The 17,880-nt window shown below is 67.3% G+C and carries 14 protein-coding genes and 1 pseudogene; 5 read left to right on the top strand and 10 right to left on the bottom strand.

Annotated features, from left to right (window positions below; all coding sequences use genetic code 11):
• Window positions 1-58 precede the first annotated feature (58 nt).
• Both purD and purH read right to left on the bottom strand, forming a co-directional pair.
• Window positions 59-1,369 carry a phosphoribosylamine--glycine ligase gene (gene purD, locus LL972_RS05335; protein ID WP_228326699.1) on the bottom strand — a complete coding sequence of 437 codons (1,311 nt, stop codon included), beginning with the start codon at window positions 1,367-1,369 and terminating at the stop codon, window positions 59-61.
• Between the two features lie 120 nt (window positions 1,370-1,489).
• Window positions 1,490-3,073, bottom strand: a complete 1,584-nt coding sequence (gene purH, locus LL972_RS05330; protein ID WP_228326698.1) for a bifunctional phosphoribosylaminoimidazolecarboxamide formyltransferase/IMP cyclohydrolase — start codon at window positions 3,071-3,073, stop codon at window positions 1,490-1,492.
• 74 nt (window positions 3,074-3,147) lie between these two features.
• Here purH and LL972_RS05325 point away from each other — a divergent pair.
• Window positions 3,148-3,291, top strand: a pseudogene (locus LL972_RS05325) (CDP-alcohol phosphatidyltransferase family protein); the annotation flags it as partial.
• A gap of 1,054 nt (window positions 3,292-4,345) precedes the next feature.
• The gene (locus tag LL972_RS21770; protein ID WP_429002116.1) at window positions 4,346-8,584 is read left to right on the top strand and encodes a beta strand repeat-containing protein; all 4,239 of its coding nucleotides are present in this window, start codon (window positions 4,346-4,348) and stop codon (window positions 8,582-8,584) included.
• 323 nt (window positions 8,585-8,907) lie between these two features.
• Here LL972_RS21770 and fis read toward each other — a convergent pair whose 3' ends face one another.
• From fis to LL972_RS05305, 3 genes are all read right to left on the bottom strand, one after another.
• Entirely contained in the window at window positions 8,908-9,180 is a 273-nt protein-coding gene (gene fis / locus LL972_RS05315) for a DNA-binding transcriptional regulator Fis (protein ID WP_104583541.1), read from the bottom strand.
• 116 nt (window positions 9,181-9,296) lie between these two features.
• Window positions 9,297-10,442 (bottom strand): DUF3426 domain-containing protein, encoded by a 1,146-nt coding sequence (locus LL972_RS05310; protein ID WP_228326697.1) that lies wholly within the window; start codon window positions 10,440-10,442, stop codon window positions 9,297-9,299.
• A 502-nt stretch (window positions 10,443-10,944) separates the two neighbouring features.
• Complete coding sequence (locus tag LL972_RS05305; protein WP_228326696.1) at window positions 10,945-11,322, bottom strand: helix-turn-helix transcriptional regulator; 378 nt, start codon at window positions 11,320-11,322, stop codon at window positions 10,945-10,947.
• A gap of 140 nt (window positions 11,323-11,462) precedes the next feature.
• Between LL972_RS05305 and LL972_RS05300 the strand changes: the two genes are divergently transcribed.
• The gene (locus tag LL972_RS05300; protein ID WP_429002115.1) at window positions 11,463-11,972 is read left to right on the top strand and encodes a hypothetical protein; all 510 of its coding nucleotides are present in this window, start codon (window positions 11,463-11,465) and stop codon (window positions 11,970-11,972) included.
• A gap of 13 nt (window positions 11,973-11,985) precedes the next feature.
• On the opposite strand, the gene prmA is transcribed toward LL972_RS05300, so the two are convergent.
• Window positions 11,986-12,906: a 50S ribosomal protein L11 methyltransferase gene (gene prmA, locus LL972_RS05295; protein ID WP_228326694.1), complete on the bottom strand. Its 921-nt coding sequence runs from the start codon at window positions 12,904-12,906 to the stop codon at window positions 11,986-11,988.
• Between the two features lie 367 nt (window positions 12,907-13,273).
• Between prmA and LL972_RS05290 the strand changes: the two genes are divergently transcribed.
• Both LL972_RS05290 and LL972_RS05285 read left to right on the top strand, forming a co-directional pair.
• Complete coding sequence (locus tag LL972_RS05290) at window positions 13,274-14,200, top strand: hypothetical protein (RefSeq protein WP_228326693.1); 927 nt, start codon at window positions 13,274-13,276, stop codon at window positions 14,198-14,200.
• Window positions 14,197-14,559 (top strand): hypothetical protein, encoded by a 363-nt coding sequence (locus tag LL972_RS05285; protein ID WP_039531218.1) that lies wholly within the window; start codon window positions 14,197-14,199, stop codon window positions 14,557-14,559. Before LL972_RS05290 ends, LL972_RS05285 begins: the two co-directional genes overlap by 4 nt.
• Before the next feature lie 279 nt (window positions 14,560-14,838).
• Here LL972_RS05285 and accC read toward each other — a convergent pair whose 3' ends face one another.
• The 4 genes from accC to aroQ form a co-directional block, all read right to left on the bottom strand.
• Complete coding sequence (gene accC, locus LL972_RS05280) at window positions 14,839-16,206, bottom strand: acetyl-CoA carboxylase biotin carboxylase subunit (RefSeq protein ID WP_228326692.1); 1,368 nt, start codon at window positions 16,204-16,206, stop codon at window positions 14,839-14,841.
• On the bottom strand, window positions 16,196-16,573 hold the full coding sequence (locus LL972_RS05275) for a four helix bundle protein (RefSeq protein WP_239686939.1): 378 nt from the start codon (window positions 16,571-16,573) through the stop codon (window positions 16,196-16,198). The genes accC and LL972_RS05275 overlap by 11 nt, the downstream gene beginning before the upstream one ends.
• Before the next feature lie 77 nt (window positions 16,574-16,650).
• Window positions 16,651-17,139 (bottom strand): acetyl-CoA carboxylase biotin carboxyl carrier protein, encoded by a 489-nt coding sequence (accB, locus tag LL972_RS05270; protein ID WP_228326691.1) that lies wholly within the window; start codon window positions 17,137-17,139, stop codon window positions 16,651-16,653.
• Window positions 17,140-17,230: 91 nt separating this feature from the next.
• Window positions 17,231-17,677: a type II 3-dehydroquinate dehydratase gene (aroQ, locus tag LL972_RS05265; RefSeq protein WP_228326690.1), complete on the bottom strand. Its 447-nt coding sequence runs from the start codon at window positions 17,675-17,677 to the stop codon at window positions 17,231-17,233.
• Between the last annotated feature and the right edge of the window lie 203 nt (window positions 17,678-17,880).

Here is a 17,880-nt window from a genome sequence, read left to right as displayed (position 1 = left end):
GGAGGGCGGCTAGTGCTTTGTCAGTAGCCGCGTGATGCCGGTTGCCGGAGCACGGGGCTCAGGCCTGTGCGTCCTGCTCGCGGGCGATCGCACGCCAGCCGATGTCGCTGCGCTGGAAGGCGCTGGCCCAGTGGATCGGCTGCAGGCCGGCATAGGCGTTGCGCTGCGCATCACGCACCGTGTGGCCCAGTGCGGCAACGCACAGCACGCGGCCACCGGCGCTGATCACCTGCCCGTCGGCATTCAACGCGGTGCCGGCGTGGAAGACTTTGGCGCTGGTCGGCACCTGGTCCAGGCCGGTGATGACCTCGCCGGTGATCGGGGCTTCGGGATACGGCTTGGCGGCGATGACCACGCCCAGCGATGGGCGCGGGTCCCACTGCGCCTGCGTCTTGTCGAGTTCGCCGTCGAGGGCCGCTTCCAGCAGATCCACCAAATCCGATTGCAGGCGCAGCATCACCGGCTGGGTCTCCGGGTCGCCGAAGCGCACGTTGAACTCGATCACCTTGGGCGCGCCGTGCGCGTCGATCATCAGCCCGGCGTACAGGAAACCGGTGAACGGCACGCCGTCGGCGATCATGCCCTGCACGGTCGGCTCGACCACCTCGCGCATCACCCGCGCGTGCACCTCGGGCGTGACCACTGGAGCTGGCGAGTACGCGCCCATGCCGCCGGTATTGGGGCCGGTGTCGCCATCGCCGACGCGCTTGTGGTCCTGGCTGGTGGCCATCGGCAAGGCGTGTTTGCCGTCGACCATCGAAATGAAGCTGGCTTCTTCGCCATCGAGGAATTCCTCGATCACCACGCGCGCGCCGGCATCGCCGAACGCATTGCCCGAGAGCATGTCGCGCACCGCGTCTTCGGCCTCGCTCAGCGTCATCGCCACGATCACGCCCTTGCCGGCGGCCAGGCCATCGGCCTTGACCACGATCGGCGCGCCACCGCTTTCAACAGACTTGCTGCGCACGTAGGCCAGCGCCGCGTCCACCTCGGTATGTACCGCGTAATACGCGGTGGGGATGCCATGACGGGCGAGAAAATCCTTGGCGAAGGCCTTGCTGCCTTCCAGCTGCGCGGCCTTGGCGGTGGGCCCGAAGATGCGCAGGCCGGCGGCGTGGAAACGGTCGACCACGCCCAGCACCAGCGGCACTTCCGGGCCGACCACCGTGAGCGCCACGGCTTCGCGCTGCGCCAGGGCGAGCAGGCCATCCAGGTCGTCGACCTTGATCGCCACGTTGCGGCACTTGGCTTCGGTCGCAGTGCCGGCATTGCCGGGTGCCACCAGCACTTCGCTCACCTGCGCGGACTGCGCGATCTTCCAGGCCAGGGCATGTTCACGGCCGCCGGAGCCGATGACGAGGATTTTCATGTAAGTGCCGAGATTGGGGAGTCGTGATTTGGGATTGGTTGAAGCAAGGCAGAGACCGGAAACAGGAGAGACCAGAGCGACGTTGCCACTCCCGAATCCCCAATCCCCATTCCCGGCACGTCAGTGCCGGAAATGCCGTACGCCGGTGAACACCATTGCGATGCCGTGTTCGTCGGCGGCGGCGATCACTTCGCCATCGCGCATCGAGCCGCCGGGCTGGATCACCGCCTTGATGCCGGCCGCAGCGGCGGCATCGATGCCGTCGCGGAACGGGAAGAACGCGTCCGATGCCATCACCGAGCCGGCCACCGTGAGCTTGGCTTCCTCGGCCTTGAGCGCGGCGATCTTGGCGCTGACCACGCGGCTCATCTGCCCGGCGCCCACGCCAATGGTGCGGCTGTCCTTCGCATACACGATCGCGTTGGATTTGACGTACTTGGCCACGCGCCAGGCGAACAGCAGATCGCCCAGCTCAGCCTCACTGGGCGCGCGCTGGGTGACCACGCTCAGCTCGCCCAGCGACATGCCGCGGTTGTCGGACGACTGCATCAGCAGGCCCGAGCCGATCCGCTTGGTGTCGTAGTTGTTGAGGCCGTTGCCGTGCGGGATCTTGAGCACGCGCACGTTGGCCTTCTTGGTCGCGTAGTCGAGCGCGCCGGGCTCGTAGTCCGGTGCGATCAGCACTTCGACGAACTGGCGGTCCAGGATGGCTTTCGCCGTCGCCGCATCGAGGGTCTTGTTGAAGGCCAGGATGCCGCCGAAGGCGCTGGTCGGGTCGGCCGCATAGGCCAGCTCGTAGGCATCGCCGCAGGCCGCGCCCACCGCCACGCCGCAGGGGTTGGCATGCTTGACGATCACGCAGGCCGGCGCATCGAACTGACGCACGCATTCCCACGCCGCGTCGGCGTCGGCCAGGTTGTTGTAGCTCAGCTCCTTGCCCTGTAACTGCTGGAAGGTGGCCAGCGTGCCCGGCACCGGATACAGGTCGCGGTAGAACGCGCCGGCCTGGTGCGGGTTCTCGCCGTAGCGCAGGTCCATCACCTTGACGAAGTTGGAATTGATCTGCGCCGGGAACGGGCTGCGCGTGGGCACCGCTTCGGCGCTGTCGGCCACGGCCGACAAGTAGTTGCTGATCGCCGCGTCGTACTGCGCCACGCGGTTGAACGCGGCCACCGACAGCGCAAAGCGCTTGGCCGCCGACAGCTGGCCGTCGTTGGCATCGAGTTCGGCCAGCAGCTCGGCGTACTGCGCCGGGTCGGTGGCCACCGCCACGCGGGCGAAGTTCTTCGCCGCGCTGCGCAGCATCGCCGGGCCGCCGATATCGATGTTTTCCACCGCATCGGCCAGTGTGCAATCGGCCCTGGCGGTCACCGACTCGAACGGATACAGGTTCATTACCAGCAGGTCGATCGGCACGATGCCGTGTTCGGCCATCACCGCTTCGTCGATGCCGGCGCGGCCGAGCAGGCCGCCGTGCACCAGCGGGTGCAGGGTCTTGACGCGGCCGTCAATCATCTCCGGGAAACCGGTCAGCTCGGCGACGTCGGTGACCGGCAGGCCCGCCTCGCGGATCGCCTTGGCGGTGCCGCCGGTGGACAGCAGCGCGACGTTGCGCGCTGCCAGCGCGCGGGCCAGATCGACCAGGCCGGTCTTGTCGGAAACGGAGAGCAGGGCCCGGCGCACGGGCAGGAAATCAGAGGCCATCGGTGGGGGATATCTAGGCGGGGCAGCCCATATTGTAGGCCGCGCCGGCGCTCGAATGGACCCGAGTCCCCGCGCTGACGTCGATCCATGCCCTGAAAGGACGCTCCCAGGCGCTGCCGCGGCCGATGCTGGGCACGCACGGCATCACCGCCAATCAGGTGACGCTCGCTGCGGCTGCGGTGTCGTTGCTGGTGGCCGCGCTGGTCTATCGCGCTGGGCATGGTGGCGTGCGCGATCGCCTGGCCTCGGTGTGCGTCGCCGCTCCGGTGTTGTTCCTTCCGATCCGCTACGGCTGGGCGTGAGTGCATGACGCACTTCGGTGCACGGCTTGCAGCGATGCCGTGCACCCGATGACGAAGACGACGCACTCCGGCCAGAGCAGTGCCCGGGTTTCGATCGTCATGCGATGCGTCGCAACGATCGACACGTTCGGCGCTGCGATGTATCGGCCAGGCAGCCCGTCGCAACGGGTTGCTGCTGCTTGCGCGTTGCTGCGCGTGTTGCCCGGTGCCAGTTACTGCTCCGGGCCGTCATCGCCAGGATGAAACTGCCAACGGTGCATCGTCTGAAGGCGACGATAGATCACGCACATTGAATAACGTGCTTCTCATTTTAAAGCCTCGCACGACATTGCCACAATGCATGGTGTGCATGGCGAGGGCGTTCCACTTCATTCCGGCATGCTGCCGCGACGGGATTCGATGGCTGCGCGAAACTCTTTTTGTGTCTGGTCGTGCACTGACGAACACAATCCGAAGCCGGTCGCAGATTGATCAAAAAAACCGGTTTCCGGGCGTGGGGCAGCCACCTGTTCTTCGGTAATGCGAACCTTTCTTCTGCTGTGGCGACAGTGGCCACGCGGGGCTGACCGACGATCTGTGCTCGCTGATCGATTCACTCAACCGGTTCACCAGCAACGACGCTTTCGGCGAGGCGTCCCGTCGCTAATTGCTGCAATGGCTGTCGCGCAGGAGCCAGCCTTGCCGTCACTCCCCGCTGCGTCTTGCCGTCACGGCCGTCCATGACCCTGCGATTCAAGCAAGACACCGCAGCGCACGTGCGCCTGGTGGCGTTCGTCGATGACCAACCGTCGCAGTACCGCGACTGCCCTCGCCAAGGGGCGGATCCGTCTCGCCATGGCGGCGGGATGATCCGCATCCCTCGATTGGCCAGGGCATGCACGCCGGTTTGCGCCGCTGCTCGGAACATCCCTATGAGATCAAGTCTATAAATCGCGAAAAAGTCCTGGCCTTACGCACTTGCACGAACAACATGTCCGATCATTGCGGCCTGATCTGGCCGCAGTCAGGCAGTGTCGAATGCCGGCATTGGCAACCCACCATCAAGCAGGAAAACGGTTTGACCGGCCTGTTGTGGGGACAGGGAGCCAATGCGCATCTGAACATGCATGCCGATGCGCATTGGGTGGTCTGCATGGTGGATACCGCCGACATCATCTGGTTGGGCGAGGAGGGAATGATCAAGTTTCCCCGTGCCGAGGTGGTCTACGCAGGCAATCGTGCCGGCGCCATGCAATGCATTGCTGCGGGTATTGCGCAGCACACCCCGCCCCAGCCGGAGCTGCCTGTAGTCGTTGCCGCGGACTTCATTCCCAAGGCAGCGCAGGCGCAGTTCACTGCGCCGGCCGTTGAAAGCGGCGCGCCGTCCACCGCGCCACATCCAGCAGCCGAAAGCGGTGCGCATTCCACCGCGCCACGTCCAGCAGCGGCCAGCGGCATCAACCCACAGGCCGCACAGCCTTCGAATGCGATCTTGCGCACGCGCGAAATCGCCACCTATGGCAGCACGCTCACTGGTGCCGATCAGAGTCAGCTGATCGCAGGCTATGGAAGTACCGAGACCGCCGGTAACGGCAGCGAGTTGATCGCCGGCTACGGCAGCACCGGCGTGGCCGGATCCGACAGCACCATCGTCGCCGGCTATGGCAGTTCCCAGACCGCAGGCGGGGGCAGCACGCTGACTGCCGGCTATGGCAGCACCCAGACCGCGCGGCATGGCAGCGAGCTGACCGCAGGTTACGGAAGCACGGAAACTGCGGGTGCAGACAGCTCGCTGATCGCCGGCTATGGCAGCACGCAAACCTCCGGCGGCGACAGCTCGTTGACGGCTGGCTACGGCAGCACCCAGACCGCGCAGAACGGCAGCGACCTCACCGCCGGCTACGGCAGTACCAGCACGGCGGGCACCGACAGCTCGCTGATCGCCGGTTACGGCAGCACCCAGACCTCCGGCGGAGAAAGCTCGCTGACGGCCGGCTATGGCAGCACGCAGACCGCGCAGGACGGCAGTGACCTCACCGCCGGCTATGGCAGCACCGGTACCGCAGGTGCCGACAGCTCGCTGATTGCCGGTTATGGCAGTACGCAGACATCGGGCAACGACAGCTCGCTGACGGCGGGCTACGGCAGCACGCAAACCGCCCGCACCGGCAGCGACCTCACTGCCGGTTACGGCAGTACCTCCACGGCCGGCGCGGACAGCACCTTGATCGCCGGCTATGGCAGCACGCAGACCTCCGGCGGTGACAGTTCGCTCACCGCCGGCTACGGCAGCACCCAGACCGCGCGCAAAGGCAGCGATCTGACCGCCGGCTATGGCAGCACCGCAACCGCCGGTGCAGACAGCACCTTGATCGCCGGTTATGGCAGCACCCAGACCTCCGGTGGCGAAAGCTCGCTGACCGCCGGCTACGGCAGTACGCAAACCGCGCGCAAAGGCAGCGACCTGACTGCCGGCTACGGCAGCACCTCGACGGCCGGTGGCGACAGCACCCTGATCGCAGGGTACGGCAGCACGCAAACCTCTGGCGGTGACAGTTCGCTCACTGCCGGCTACGGCAGTACGCAAACGGCGCGCAGCGGCAGCGACCTGACCACCGGCTACGGCAGTACCTCCACCGCCGGTGCCGACAGCACCTTGATCGCCGGGTATGGCAGCACGCAGACCTCCGGTGGCGACAGTTCGCTGACCGCCGGCTACGGCAGCACGCAAACGGCGCGCAAAGGCAGCGATCTCACCACCGGCTATGGCAGCACCTCCACGGCCGGCGCCGACAGCACCTTGATCGCCGGCTACGGCAGCACGCAGACGTCCGGTGGTGCAAGTTCGCTCACTGCCGGCTACGGCAGCACGCAGACCGCACGCAGCGGCAGCGACCTGACCACCGGCTATGGCAGCACCTCCACCGCCGGCGCCGACAGCACGCTGATCGCCGGCTACGGCAGTACGCAGACCTCCGGCGGCGACAGTTCGCTGACCGCGGGTTACGGCAGCACGCAAACGGCGCGCAAGGGCAGCGACCTCACCACCGGCTACGGCAGTACCTCCACCGCCGGTGCCGACAGCACCTTGATCGCCGGTTACGGCAGCACCCAGACCTCCGGTGGGGAAAGTTCGCTGACCGCCGGCTACGGCAGCACGCAAACGGCGCGCAAGGGCAGCGACCTCACCACCGGCTACGGCAGTACCTCCACGGCCGGCGCGGACAGTACCTTGATCGCCGGTTACGGCAGCACGCAGACCTCCGGCGGGGAAAGTTCGCTCACTGCCGGCTACGGCAGTACGCAAACGGCGCGCAGCGGCAGCGACCTGACCGCCGGCTACGGCAGTACCTCCACCGCCGGTGCGGACAGCACCTTGATCGCCGGGTACGGCAGCACCCAGACCTCCGGCGGCGACAGCTCGCTCACCGCGGGCTACGGCAGCACGCAGACCGCACGCAAGGGCAGCGACCTCACCACCGGCTATGGAAGTACCTCGACGGCTGGTGCCGACAGCACGCTGATTGCCGGTTATGGCAGTACTCAGACCTCCGGGGGCGACAGCTCGCTCACTGCGGGCTATGGCAGTACGCAAACCGCACGCAAGGGCAGTGACCTCACCGCCGGTTACGGGAGCACTTCCACCGCCGGTTCGGACAGTTCACTGATCGCCGGCTATGGCAGCACGCAGACCGCCGGCTTCAAAAGCATCCTGACCACCGGCTACGGCAGCACCCAGACCGCGCAAGAGGGCAGCATGCTCACTGCCGGCTATGGCAGTTCTTCCACCGCGGGCTCGGACAGCTCGCTGATCGCCGGCTATGGCAGCACGCAGACGGCCGGTTTCAAGAGCATCCTCACCGCCGGCTACGGCAGCACGCAAACCGCGCAGGAGAGCAGCACGCTCACCACCGGTTACGGCAGCACATCGACGGCAGGGCATGACAGTACGCTGATTGCCGGCTATGGCAGTACGCAGACGGCCGGCTACAAAAGCATTCTCACCACCGGCTATGGCAGTACCCAGACCGCGCAGGAAAGCAGTTCGCTGATTGCTGGCTACGGCAGTTCCTCCATGGCCGGCCCGGACAGCTCGCTGATCGCTGGCTATGGCAGTACCCAGACCGCCGGCTACGACAGCTTCCTGACGGCCGGTTACGGCAGTACCCAGACCGCGCAGAGCAGCAGCTGGTTGATCACCGGTTACGGAAGCACGTCCACCGCCAGCTTCCAGAGCTCGTTGATTGCCGGCTATGGCAGCACGCAGACGGCCGGCTACGAAAGTACCTTGACCGCCGGCTACGGCAGCACCCAGACCGCACAGGAAATCAGCTGGCTCACCACCGGCTACGGCAGCACGCAAACGGCGGGCCATGGCAGCATCCTGACCGCCGGTTACGGCAGCAATTCCACGGCAGGTTACGAAAGTACCCTGATCGCCGGCTACGGCAGCACGTTGATCGCGCAGGACAACAGCTCGTTGACCGCCGGTTACGGCAGCACCGAGACCGCAGGGCAGGACAGTTCGCTGATTGCCGGCTATGGCAGCAGCTTGACCAGCGGCGTGCGCAGCTATCTGACGGCCGGCTACGGCAGCAACCAGATCGCCAGCTATGGCAGCTCGTTGATCGCAGGCCACGAAAGTACCCAGATTGCCGGCCATCGCAGCATGCTGATTGCCGGCAAGCTGAGTTCGCAGACGGCCGGTTCGCGCAGCACGCTGATCGCCGGCATGGGCAGCGTGCAGACGGCGGGCGACCGCAGCAAGCTGATCGCGGGCGCCGACAGCACCCAGATCGCCGGCGATCGCAGCAAGTTGCTGGCCGGCAGCAACAGCTTCCTCACTGCCGGGGACCGCAGCAGGCTCACCGCAGGCGATGACTGCACGCTGATGGCGGGCGACCGCAGCAAGTTGACCGCCGGAAAGAACAGCATCCTGACGGCCGGCGCCAACAGCAGATTGATCGGCAGCCTGGGCTCCACCCTGACCGGTGGCGAAGACTCGGTCCTGATCTTCCGCTGCTGGGACGGCAAGCGCTATACCAGCATCATCGCCAAGACCGGAGAAGAGGGCGTCGAGGCCGACACTGCCTATCAGATCGACGACGACAAGAACGTGGTGGAGAAGTTCGACGATCCGTTCGACACGCTCGCCACCATCGTGCTGGACCATGGCAGTGGGCCGGCGTCCGCAGGCGACCATGCAGCGGTGACGCAATTGCCGAACTGAGCAATCCACTCGCCCAGGCGATCGGCATTGCCGATCCAGCACTGCAGCCAACCGCCGGAGACGCGGCGGTTGGCCCAATCAGATGAAGAGGGCGCGCCATGCGCGGCACGCTGGGCGCGACGGAAGTCCTGCGCCGAGGCGCGGGATCAAGAGCGAACACTTTGGGCAGCCCGACCCGACATCAACACGCTGCGCATTCCACAACACGCAACGAAATCGGCCACCGGCCGCTTCATCACCAAGCGTGCCAGCCAGCGCACTGTTAGCCTGCAGCGCACCCCCAACGCTCCAACGATTCCCCAATCCCGATTCCCGATTCCCGCCTACGTCAGCCCGTACTCTTTGAGCTTCTTGCGCAGCGTGGCACGGTGAATGCCCAGCATTGCCGCCGCGCGGCTCTGGTTGCCTTCGCAGTGGTTGAGCACTTCCACAAACAACGGGATCTCCATCTCGCGCAGCACGATCTCGTACACATCGTCGGCGTCGCTGCCGTCCAGGTCACGCAGATAACGGCGGACGGACTGGGCCACGTGTTCGCGCAGCGGCGACTTCGGGGCGCCACGACCGGGGTCAGGGCGAGAGGGGGCTGCGTTCAAAGGAGGTTTCCCAGTGTCACGAAGCCGGGACGCGTGGCCGGCGAGGGGGAGTGAGTCTAGCGCGTGACCTCATCGCTCGCCACGCCCGTGTGGCCATCGGTGCAGGTCGCGTTCGCTCAGCGGAAGTCGAAACTGAAGGCGGCCGTGCTCGCGGCCGGTTCGCGCACGGCAAACGCCACCTGCACCGCCTGGCCTGGCGCCAGCGTGTCCTGCGCGGCCGGCGGCTGGCCCAGATATTCCTGCGGCGCCAGCACGCGCGTGCCGATCACCCGCCCGTCGGCATCGGACAATGACAGCTGCAGCCACGGCCAGGCCTGCGCCCAGCGCGCCTCGTTGCGGAAGCTGGCCTGGACCTGCAGCACGCCCGGCACCCCGGGCAGCGGGCGCACATCGCGATGGAGCAAGGTCAGCGCGGCCGGCTCGCGCCAGGCCGGCAGCGTGCAGCGCGCCACCGCGCAGGCCGCGCTGGCCAGCGGACGCCAGCGCGCATCGGCGGCCAGCTGCGCGCGGTCGGCGATGACGATCTGTAACGCCAGCAGGCCGACCAACCCGACCAGCAAGGCCCACTGACGGCCGCTGGCGCGCAGCCGTGGCCGGTTCAGCCCGCGGCGTGCGAAGGCGGGCGCGGCCTGGGCCGGCAGTGGCTGGAACCGGGCAGGCGCCGCTGCTTTGGCAGCGTCTGCGTCGCTGCCGCTTGGCTCGGCGTCCGTGTAAGGATCGGGACCAGGTGCTGGCGTGGCCGCCAGGCCGGATGTGGAGCCGGGCGCAATGCCGTGCTCGCGCTGCTGGTCTACGCCTGCAATGCCGCCGGCCGCCACGCCACGTGGATCTGCAGCAGTCGGATCTGCAGTGGGAGCACCGGTGATCGCGGCGCGGGTGTCGCTGGGGCCGGCCGCGGAGCCTTCGGCAGGATTGCCGGGCAAATGCCGCGTTGTCGCTGTGGTCCACGCCGGCCGATCCGGCTCGGCGGCGTCCGCGGCGCTCTGGCCGGCATCGCCGTGTGGCAGGGGGATGCCGACCGGTGCAGTGTCGCTGCGCGGTGCGGTCACCAGCGGCTCGAAGGGCGGCGACACGCTCGGCACCGCCGGTGCGGCCACCGGCTCGGTTGACGGCGCCGGTGCCAGTTCGCTGGCCGGCAGCGGCGGCGCGGGCAGCGGCGGTTCGGCAGCAGGCACCACCGGGGTCGGCATCAGCGAGGGAGCCGCCGGCGTCGCACGCAGGAACGTGGCCAGGGGGCGGCGCGGTGGCGGAGTCTCGGACATCGGCAGGCGTGCAGCGGGAAGAGCTCTATTCAACCACGCGCACGCCAAGGGGGCGAACCCGGGTGCGTCATGCGTGTGCGCGACACGCAACTGCAGGCGCCGATGCCGCTTCCATCGACTGCGGGCACGCATCCATGGGTGGCCGACCGTCGCGCCGCTGTTGCCGCCCTGTCTCAGCCAAGGGCAGCATTCCAGCAAAGGCCGCAGTCCTGGCAACGTGCAAACGGAATCGCCGGCGCCCCGTCATCCGAATCCGATTGGATTAGCTGGCAACTCTGAGCGTGCCCACGAAGTTGCGGCCAAGGGCGGCATTCCTGCCAGCAAAAAGGCGGAAGTCCCGGCACCGCATCATCCACATCCGGCTGGGCGACCAGTCAGCACGGAGCTTGCCGTGCGAATGACACCCCGAGCAGCCTGCTTCCGATTCCCGATTCCCGATTCCCGATTCCCGATTCCCGATTCCCGAATCCCGAATCCCGAATCCCGAATCCCGAATCCCGAATCAACGCCTGCGCCGCGTCTTGCCCTCGGCCAGCAGCAGATCGAGCAGGCCGCTGCGCTGGCGCGGCGCCAACGTGTCGAAGCGGTTCAGCAGCACGCGTTGCTGCTCGTCCAGATGGCGGTACTGCGCGGGTTCTTCGGCGATCGTCGGTACCGGTGGGCCGAAGGTGCGCTCGCCGCGGCCGGTGGCCAGGTACTCGAACGCCATGCCGCTGCGCCTGGCCAAGCCGATCAGGTTGTCCACCGAGGGTGCGGTGCCTTCGGCCATCTCCCACTGCGCCACCGCGCTGCGGGTCACGCCCAGCTCGCCGGCCAGGGCTTCCTGGGTCAGCTTGGTCAGCGCGCGGGCTTCGCGGACTCGTTCGTACAACTTGCTCACACGGCACCGTGAGGGGGAACGGGCCGGGAGATATAGCCCTAGCAGCAAGCAGGGATAGTTCGTATGCCTTTCATATGTCGATATGTTTGCGATACTGTCGGCACGTCAATGATGACGGGGTCACAGCGAACTCAAGGAGGATGTCCATGGTCGAGCCAGCCGCTCCCAAATCCGCCCGCGCCGCCGCGCCGGCAACCCCGCCGGACGCTCCCCCTAATGCCGCATGGCCGGCACATTCGCCGCTGGATCCGGCGATCAGCCGCTTTCGTGGCGCGCCGTGTTACCAGGTCTGGCGGCGCCAGGATGCGTGGACCGCCGTGGTCGACGGCACGCAGTGGTCGGCCGGGCTGGCGCCGCGGTGGTGGGCGCTGCGCCAGCGGCACTGGCGGCTGCTGGCACTCAGTGTGGGTTTGCTGGCGTTGGCCGGCGGCCTGGCCAGCCTGGGCCTGCGGACGTGGTCGCTGCCGGCCTGGGCAGCGTTGCTGCTGGCCGAGCTGGGCCTGCGTGTCCATGTGGCCCGGCAGGCCGGGCCATGGCGCAGCGCGGCGCTGCGGCGTGCCGGCTGGCAGACGGTGACCCGGCTGCGTGCCATCAGCGTGGCCGATGCGGTGACCACCGCGCAGATCCGCGCCGGCCGGCCACCGCGCTGACGCGGGGCTTGCGTCAGTGGCGGCGCACGCCGTCGATGCGCATCCAGTCTTCGTCGCGTTCGCAGCGCAGTTGCTCGAACCAGGGCACGTAGCGTTGCAGCAACTCCTCTTCCTGGCCGTGCAGGATGCCCGACAAGGCGATCCGCCCGCCCGGCGCCACGCGTGCGGACAAGGTGTCGGCCAGCGCATCCAGCGCCGACGCCAGGATGTTGGCAACCACCACCGGATAGGTCTGCACCGGCTCGTCCTGCGGCAGGTACACCGCCAGCTGCGCCTGCAAGGCGTTGCGCTCGGCATTGTCGGCAGTGGCCAGCAACGCCTGCGGGTCGTTGTCCACGCCCACCGCGCTGGCGGCACCCAGCTTCAGCGCGGCGACGGCGAGAATGCCCGAGCCGCAGCCGAAGTCGAGCACGCTGCGGCCCTGCAGCTCGCCGCTGCCTGCCAGGCTGTCCAGCCAGCGCAGGCACAGCGCCGTGGTCTGGTGCGTGCCGGATCCGAACGCCAGGCCCGGATCCAGACGGATCACCGCCGCGTCAGGCGCTTGCGCGGCCTCGGGCAGCGCGTGATTCCACGGCACGATGAAGGTGCGCGCGCCGAACTGCATCGGCTTGAACTGATCCATCCAGGCGCGTTCCCAGTCGTTGTCCTCGACCGTGCGGAATGCGACCTGGCTCCAGTCCAGCCCGGGATCGAACGCCTCCAGCGCAGCGAGCAGCACCAGCGCATCGCTGTCGCCGTCGAACAGCGCATTCAGCACCATCGTGTTCCACAGCGGCGTTTCGCCAACGCCGGGTTCGAGAATGGCGCGCTCGTTGCTGGTGTCGGCATTGGCGTCGAGCAGCGTCACCGCCAGTGCGCCGATGTCGTCCAGCGCATTCTGGTAACGGGGCTGGGTGGCGTCGGAGCAGGGCAGGGTCAGTTCAAGAAACGGCATCGTGGCAGTCAGGCAATTCGAAAGGGTGCATCGTAGACCATTCATGCAGGCGGACTCCTGCGCGACGGGGGCTGAATAAGCAGACGCATCGCGTGCGTGATACGGCGGATGCCGTCGCCTGAGCGGTGCAATGAGCGCAGGCAGCGCGGTGGCGCCGGCCGCTGCCGGCGCAGCACGCGGGCGCGCCGGCAACCAAACGCTCGCTGCGCGCCACTCACGCCACACCCGTGCAGATCACCGTCCTCATGCAATGCACCGTCCGCCGTTTGCATCGGCAGCGTCCGCTTGCGCGCCAGCGTGCGCGGATGCGGGTGCTAGACTCCGCGCCGTCGCTGCGGGGCTTTCCGCAGCAGGGTCGCCGCTGTCCATGCCGCTTGCTCGTACCCGCCATCTCTGGCTGTTGCTGGCTCCCGTCGCGCTCGCGGCGGCGGCCTGGTGGCATGTGCGCGCGCAACCGCGCGATTCGCCCACCGCCGCGCTGCCGGCGGTGGCAAGCAATGCCCGTGCCGGCGCGCCGGCAGCGGTGGCGCACGCGCCCGCCGAACGCGGCACTGCCCTGCAGCTGCCTTACCGCGATGCGGTGGACGCGCAGCCGGACCTGTACCGCTATGCGCAGCAATTGCAGCAGCAGGTGCGCGCCGGCGATGCGCAGGCGGGCTGGCGCCTGAGCCGCGTCTACGATTACTGCGCGCCGTATGCGTCCAGCCCGGCCGGTTACGCCGCCGACAGCGCCTGGATCGCCGCGCAACACACGCCCGGCGTGGTGGCGATGCACGCGGCGCGCACGCGCGTGGCGCAACGCTGCGCCGGCTTTGCGCCCAGCGATGGCCTGAGCCCGCGGCTGGTGGCGCAGCAACGGCAGGCGGCCGCGCGTGCAGGCAATCTGGCTGCCGAGGCGGCGTTGCTGGCGCTGGGCGAGCCGCTGCAGCGCTCGCCCAGCTACAAGCGCGCGCTGGTGCAACGCGTGCTGGCCTCGCGCGACCCGGAGGCCTACCTGGCGCTGGCGCCGGCGATGGGTGCGCGCGCCAGTGGCGATGACAGCCTCGACGGCTACGTGGCTGGCGATCAGTTCGCCGAGCTGGCCTGGCAGGTGGCTGCATGCCGGCTGGGGCTGGATTGCAGCGCAGACAGCACCCTGGTCACCAGTTATTGCGCCAACGCGGGCATCTGCTCGCGCAACAGCGCACAGGATTTCGTGTCGTTCGTATTCGATGCCGCGGTGCCGCGGCAGGGGGCAGACAGAGTGGATGAGATGGTCGATAGCTTGGTCTCCGAGCCGGGAGCGCAGTCATGAATTACCGTCGCCTGGCGCATGGCGCCAAGTTCTGGTTCTGGGTCGCGTTGTTCGTGGCGTATTCGGCCGCGGCCGTGGGCATCGTGATGATCGACACTGCCGATCACCGCTACCAGCCGCTGTCTGTCAAGTCGACCACGGTCGCCGCCGACGAACAGCAGCGACGGCATGGCGCCAGCCAGGTGGCCGCGGTCTACCGCGCCAGCAGCGCGATGCCGTTTTCGACATTGCCGGCCGGCTCCACCTTCCAGGTGGTATGGCCGGATGGCTCCACCGAAACCATGACCGTGGTCGACCCGGCCTCCTCCAGCGGCATCGTGCCGGTGCCGGGCAGCCAGCAGCCGGCGCCGCAGCGCTGAGGGACGCAGCGCATCGCGCTCCGATGCGGGCGCGATGCGCATCCGCGCGGACGACTGAAGATCTGCGCAGCGGATCCGGTAGCACCCAGGATCCCGTAGGAGCGCACCTTGGCGCGACGAGGTTCCACCGATAAGGCGCGGTCGCGCCCGGGTGCGCTCCTACGCACGGGTCGGCTGGGCGCGTGCCTGGCCTGCGTGAGGTACTACCGGCGCGATGCACCGCAAAACAATGCAAAAAAGCCCGGTTTCCCGGGCTTTTTTGTGCTTTGCCTGCTGCGATCAGACCAGCGCGATCGACTTGTTCTTGCGCTCGGCCAGGCGCTTTTCCAGATAGTGGATGTTCTGCCCACCGGCCTGGAAGCCCTTGTCGCGCATGATGCGCTGCTGCAGCGGGATGTTGGTCTTGATGCCGTCCACCACCATTTCGCTCAGCGCCACGCGCATGCGCGCGATCGCGGTCTCGCGATCGGGACCATGCACGATCAGCTTGCCGATCATCGAGTCGTAGTTCGGCGGCACCTTGTAGCCGGCGTAGATGTGCGTATCCACACGCACGCCCGGGCCACCGGGCGGATGGAAGGCGGTGATCAGGCCCGGGTTGGGCATGAAGGTTTCCGGGTCCTCGGCATTGATACGGCACTCGATCGCATGCCCGCGCAGCACGATGTCGCTCTGCTTGATGGTCAGCTTGCGGCCGGCGGCGATGCGTAGCTGCTCGCAGACCAGGTCGATGCCGGTGATGCGCTCGGTGACCGGATGCTCGACCTGGATCCGCGTGTTCATTTCGATGAAGTAGAAACGCCCGTCTTCGAACAGGAACTCGAAGGTGCCTGCGCCGCGGTAGCCGATGCGGATGCAGGCATCCACGCACACCTTGCCGATCTCGTTGCGCAGCTCTTCGGTGATGCCTGGCGCCGGCGCTTCTTCCACCACCTTCTGGTGGCGGCGCTGCATCGAGCAATCGCGTTCGCCCAGATGGATCGCACCACCCTGGCCGTCGGCCAGCACCTGGATCTCCACGTGACGCGGATTCTCCAGGAACTTCTCCATGTAGACCTGGTCGTTGCTGAAAGCGGCCTTGGCTTCGGATTTGGTGGTTTCGATGGCAGCCTTCAGCGCGGCCTCCGAATGCACCACACGCATGCCGCGCCCACCGCCGCCGCCGGCAGCCTTGATGATCACCGGGTAGCCGATTTCGCGCGCCACCTTGGTGTTGGCGACGATGTCATCGCCCAGCGGGCCGCCCGAACCGGGCACGCACGGCACGCCGGCGGCCTTCATCGCGCGGATCGCCTCGACCTTGTCGCCCATCAGGCGGATGGTGTCGGCCCTGGGACCGATGAAGATGAAGCCCGATTCCTCCACGCGCTCGGCAAAGTCGGCGTTTTCCGACAAAAAGCCGTAGCCGGGATGGATGGCCTGCGCATCGGTCACCTCGGCCGCGGCGATCAACGCCGGGATGTTGAGGTAACTGTCGCTGGAGGCGGCCGGGCCGATACACACCGACTCGTCGGCCATGGCCACGTGCTTGAGGTTGCGGTCGACCGTGGAATGCACCGCGACCGTGCGGATGCCGAGCGTGTGGCACGCGCGCAGGATGCGCAGCGCGATTTCACCTCGGTTGGCGATGACGACTTTATCGAGCATGGGATTCGGGATTCGGGATTGGGGAGTCGTACAGGGCGCTGGATTCGCGCAGATGGCGCGATTGTTCCAGCGTGCGGATCAATGCATTGAGCCTGGCAAACGTGCGATTCAGCAGATCGACAGTTGCCGCACCGGGCGATGCGAACTGCAGGCGTGTTGCAATCTGCAGTTGCGTGTCCAGCTCCGCCAGCGAGCCTCGCGCCATCGAGAGATAACGCAGGTATTCGGCGGTGGAGCGCCGTGCAGCACCTTCGGCGATGTTGGACGGTACGCTGATTGCCGCACGCCGCATCTGTGCTGTCAGTCCAAAACGTTCGGAATCGGGAAAATCGTGGCTCAGGCGGTAGATCGCTTCGACAAGCGACATCGCATCGCGCCACACCGTCAGGCGCTCATGCGGTCGCTCTTGCGAATCCCGAATCACGATTCCCGAATCCCGGCGCTTCAGCCAATCACAAACAGCGGCTGATCGAATTCCACTGGCTGGCCGGTTTCGCCGAGGATGGCCACGATGGTGCCGGAGACGTCGGCTTCGATCGGGTTGAACATCTTCATCGCCTCGATGATCGCCAGCGTCTCGCCGGCCTTGACCTGCTGGCCGACGGTGACGAAGGCCGGCTTGTCCGGCGAGGGCGAGGTGTAGAAGGTGCCGACCATCGGCGCGCGCAGCACGTGGCCTTCCGGCAGGGCGGCAGCCTGCTTGGCGCCGCCGGTGGAGGCCTCGGTGGGCGACTGCATCGGCATGCTGGCCGCAGCCGCAGGGGCCTGCGCGAGCGGGGCAGGTGCGTACTGCTGCACCGGCGCGCTCATCACGGTCGTGCCCTTGGGCACGCGCGCCAGACGCACGCTTTCCTCGCCTTCCTTGATCTCGATTTCGGCGAGATTGGATTCTTCGAGCAGGTCGATCAGTTTCTTGATTTTGCGGAGATCCATACGGGCCTCATGAGGTGAATCGGTGGAGGTTGCCGGCGACTGCCGGCGGAATGGGGTCAGGCGGTCGGCGCCGGCGTCGGCAAGACGGGTGTCATGCGTCGCGCTCCAGCCGCGCGATCACCGCTTCGAGCGCCAGCCGGTAGCTGTCGGCGCCAAAGCCGCAGATCACGCCCTCGGCCTTGTCGCTGAGATGGCTGTGGTGGCGGAACGGCTCGCGCGCATGCGGATTGGACAGGTGGATTTCCACGAACGGCAACCCCACGCCCAGCAGCGCGTCGCGCAGCGCCACCGAGGTGTGGGTGAAGGCGGCCGGGTTGATCAGGATGTAGACGGTGCCGTCCTCGCGCGCGGCGTGGATGTGCTCCACCAGCACGTGTTCGGCATTGGACTGCAGGCAGGCCAGCGTATGCCCGGCCGCCTGCGCACGGTCCACCAGGGCCGCATCGATCTGCGCCAGCGTGGTGCGCCCGTAGACCTCCGGCTCGCGGGCACCGAGCAGGTTGAGGTTGGGGCCATGCAACAGCAGCAGGTGGGCCATGACATCCGGGAGAGCGGAAAGGCCGGAAGTCTGCGCGATGTGGCCGATGCTGTCCAGATAGGCGAAGTTAGGTCTGTTTTAAACGATCGTTTTAATTTTATGGTGGCACGCTGCCGCGTTGGTGCGCCAGGCCCTGCGGGGCTGCGGTTTCGCGGCAGGCACCCAGCCTTGCCGGTCGGTCGATCGCATGCCGACCATCTGCT

It is taken from the genome of Xanthomonas campestris pv. asclepiadis (assembly GCF_020784175.1).
Lineage (GTDB): Bacteria > Pseudomonadota > Gammaproteobacteria > Xanthomonadales > Xanthomonadaceae > Xanthomonas > Xanthomonas campestris_D.
The sequence above is the reverse complement of the archived record's forward strand: the minus strand, read 5'-3'. Positions and strand labels throughout refer to the sequence as shown.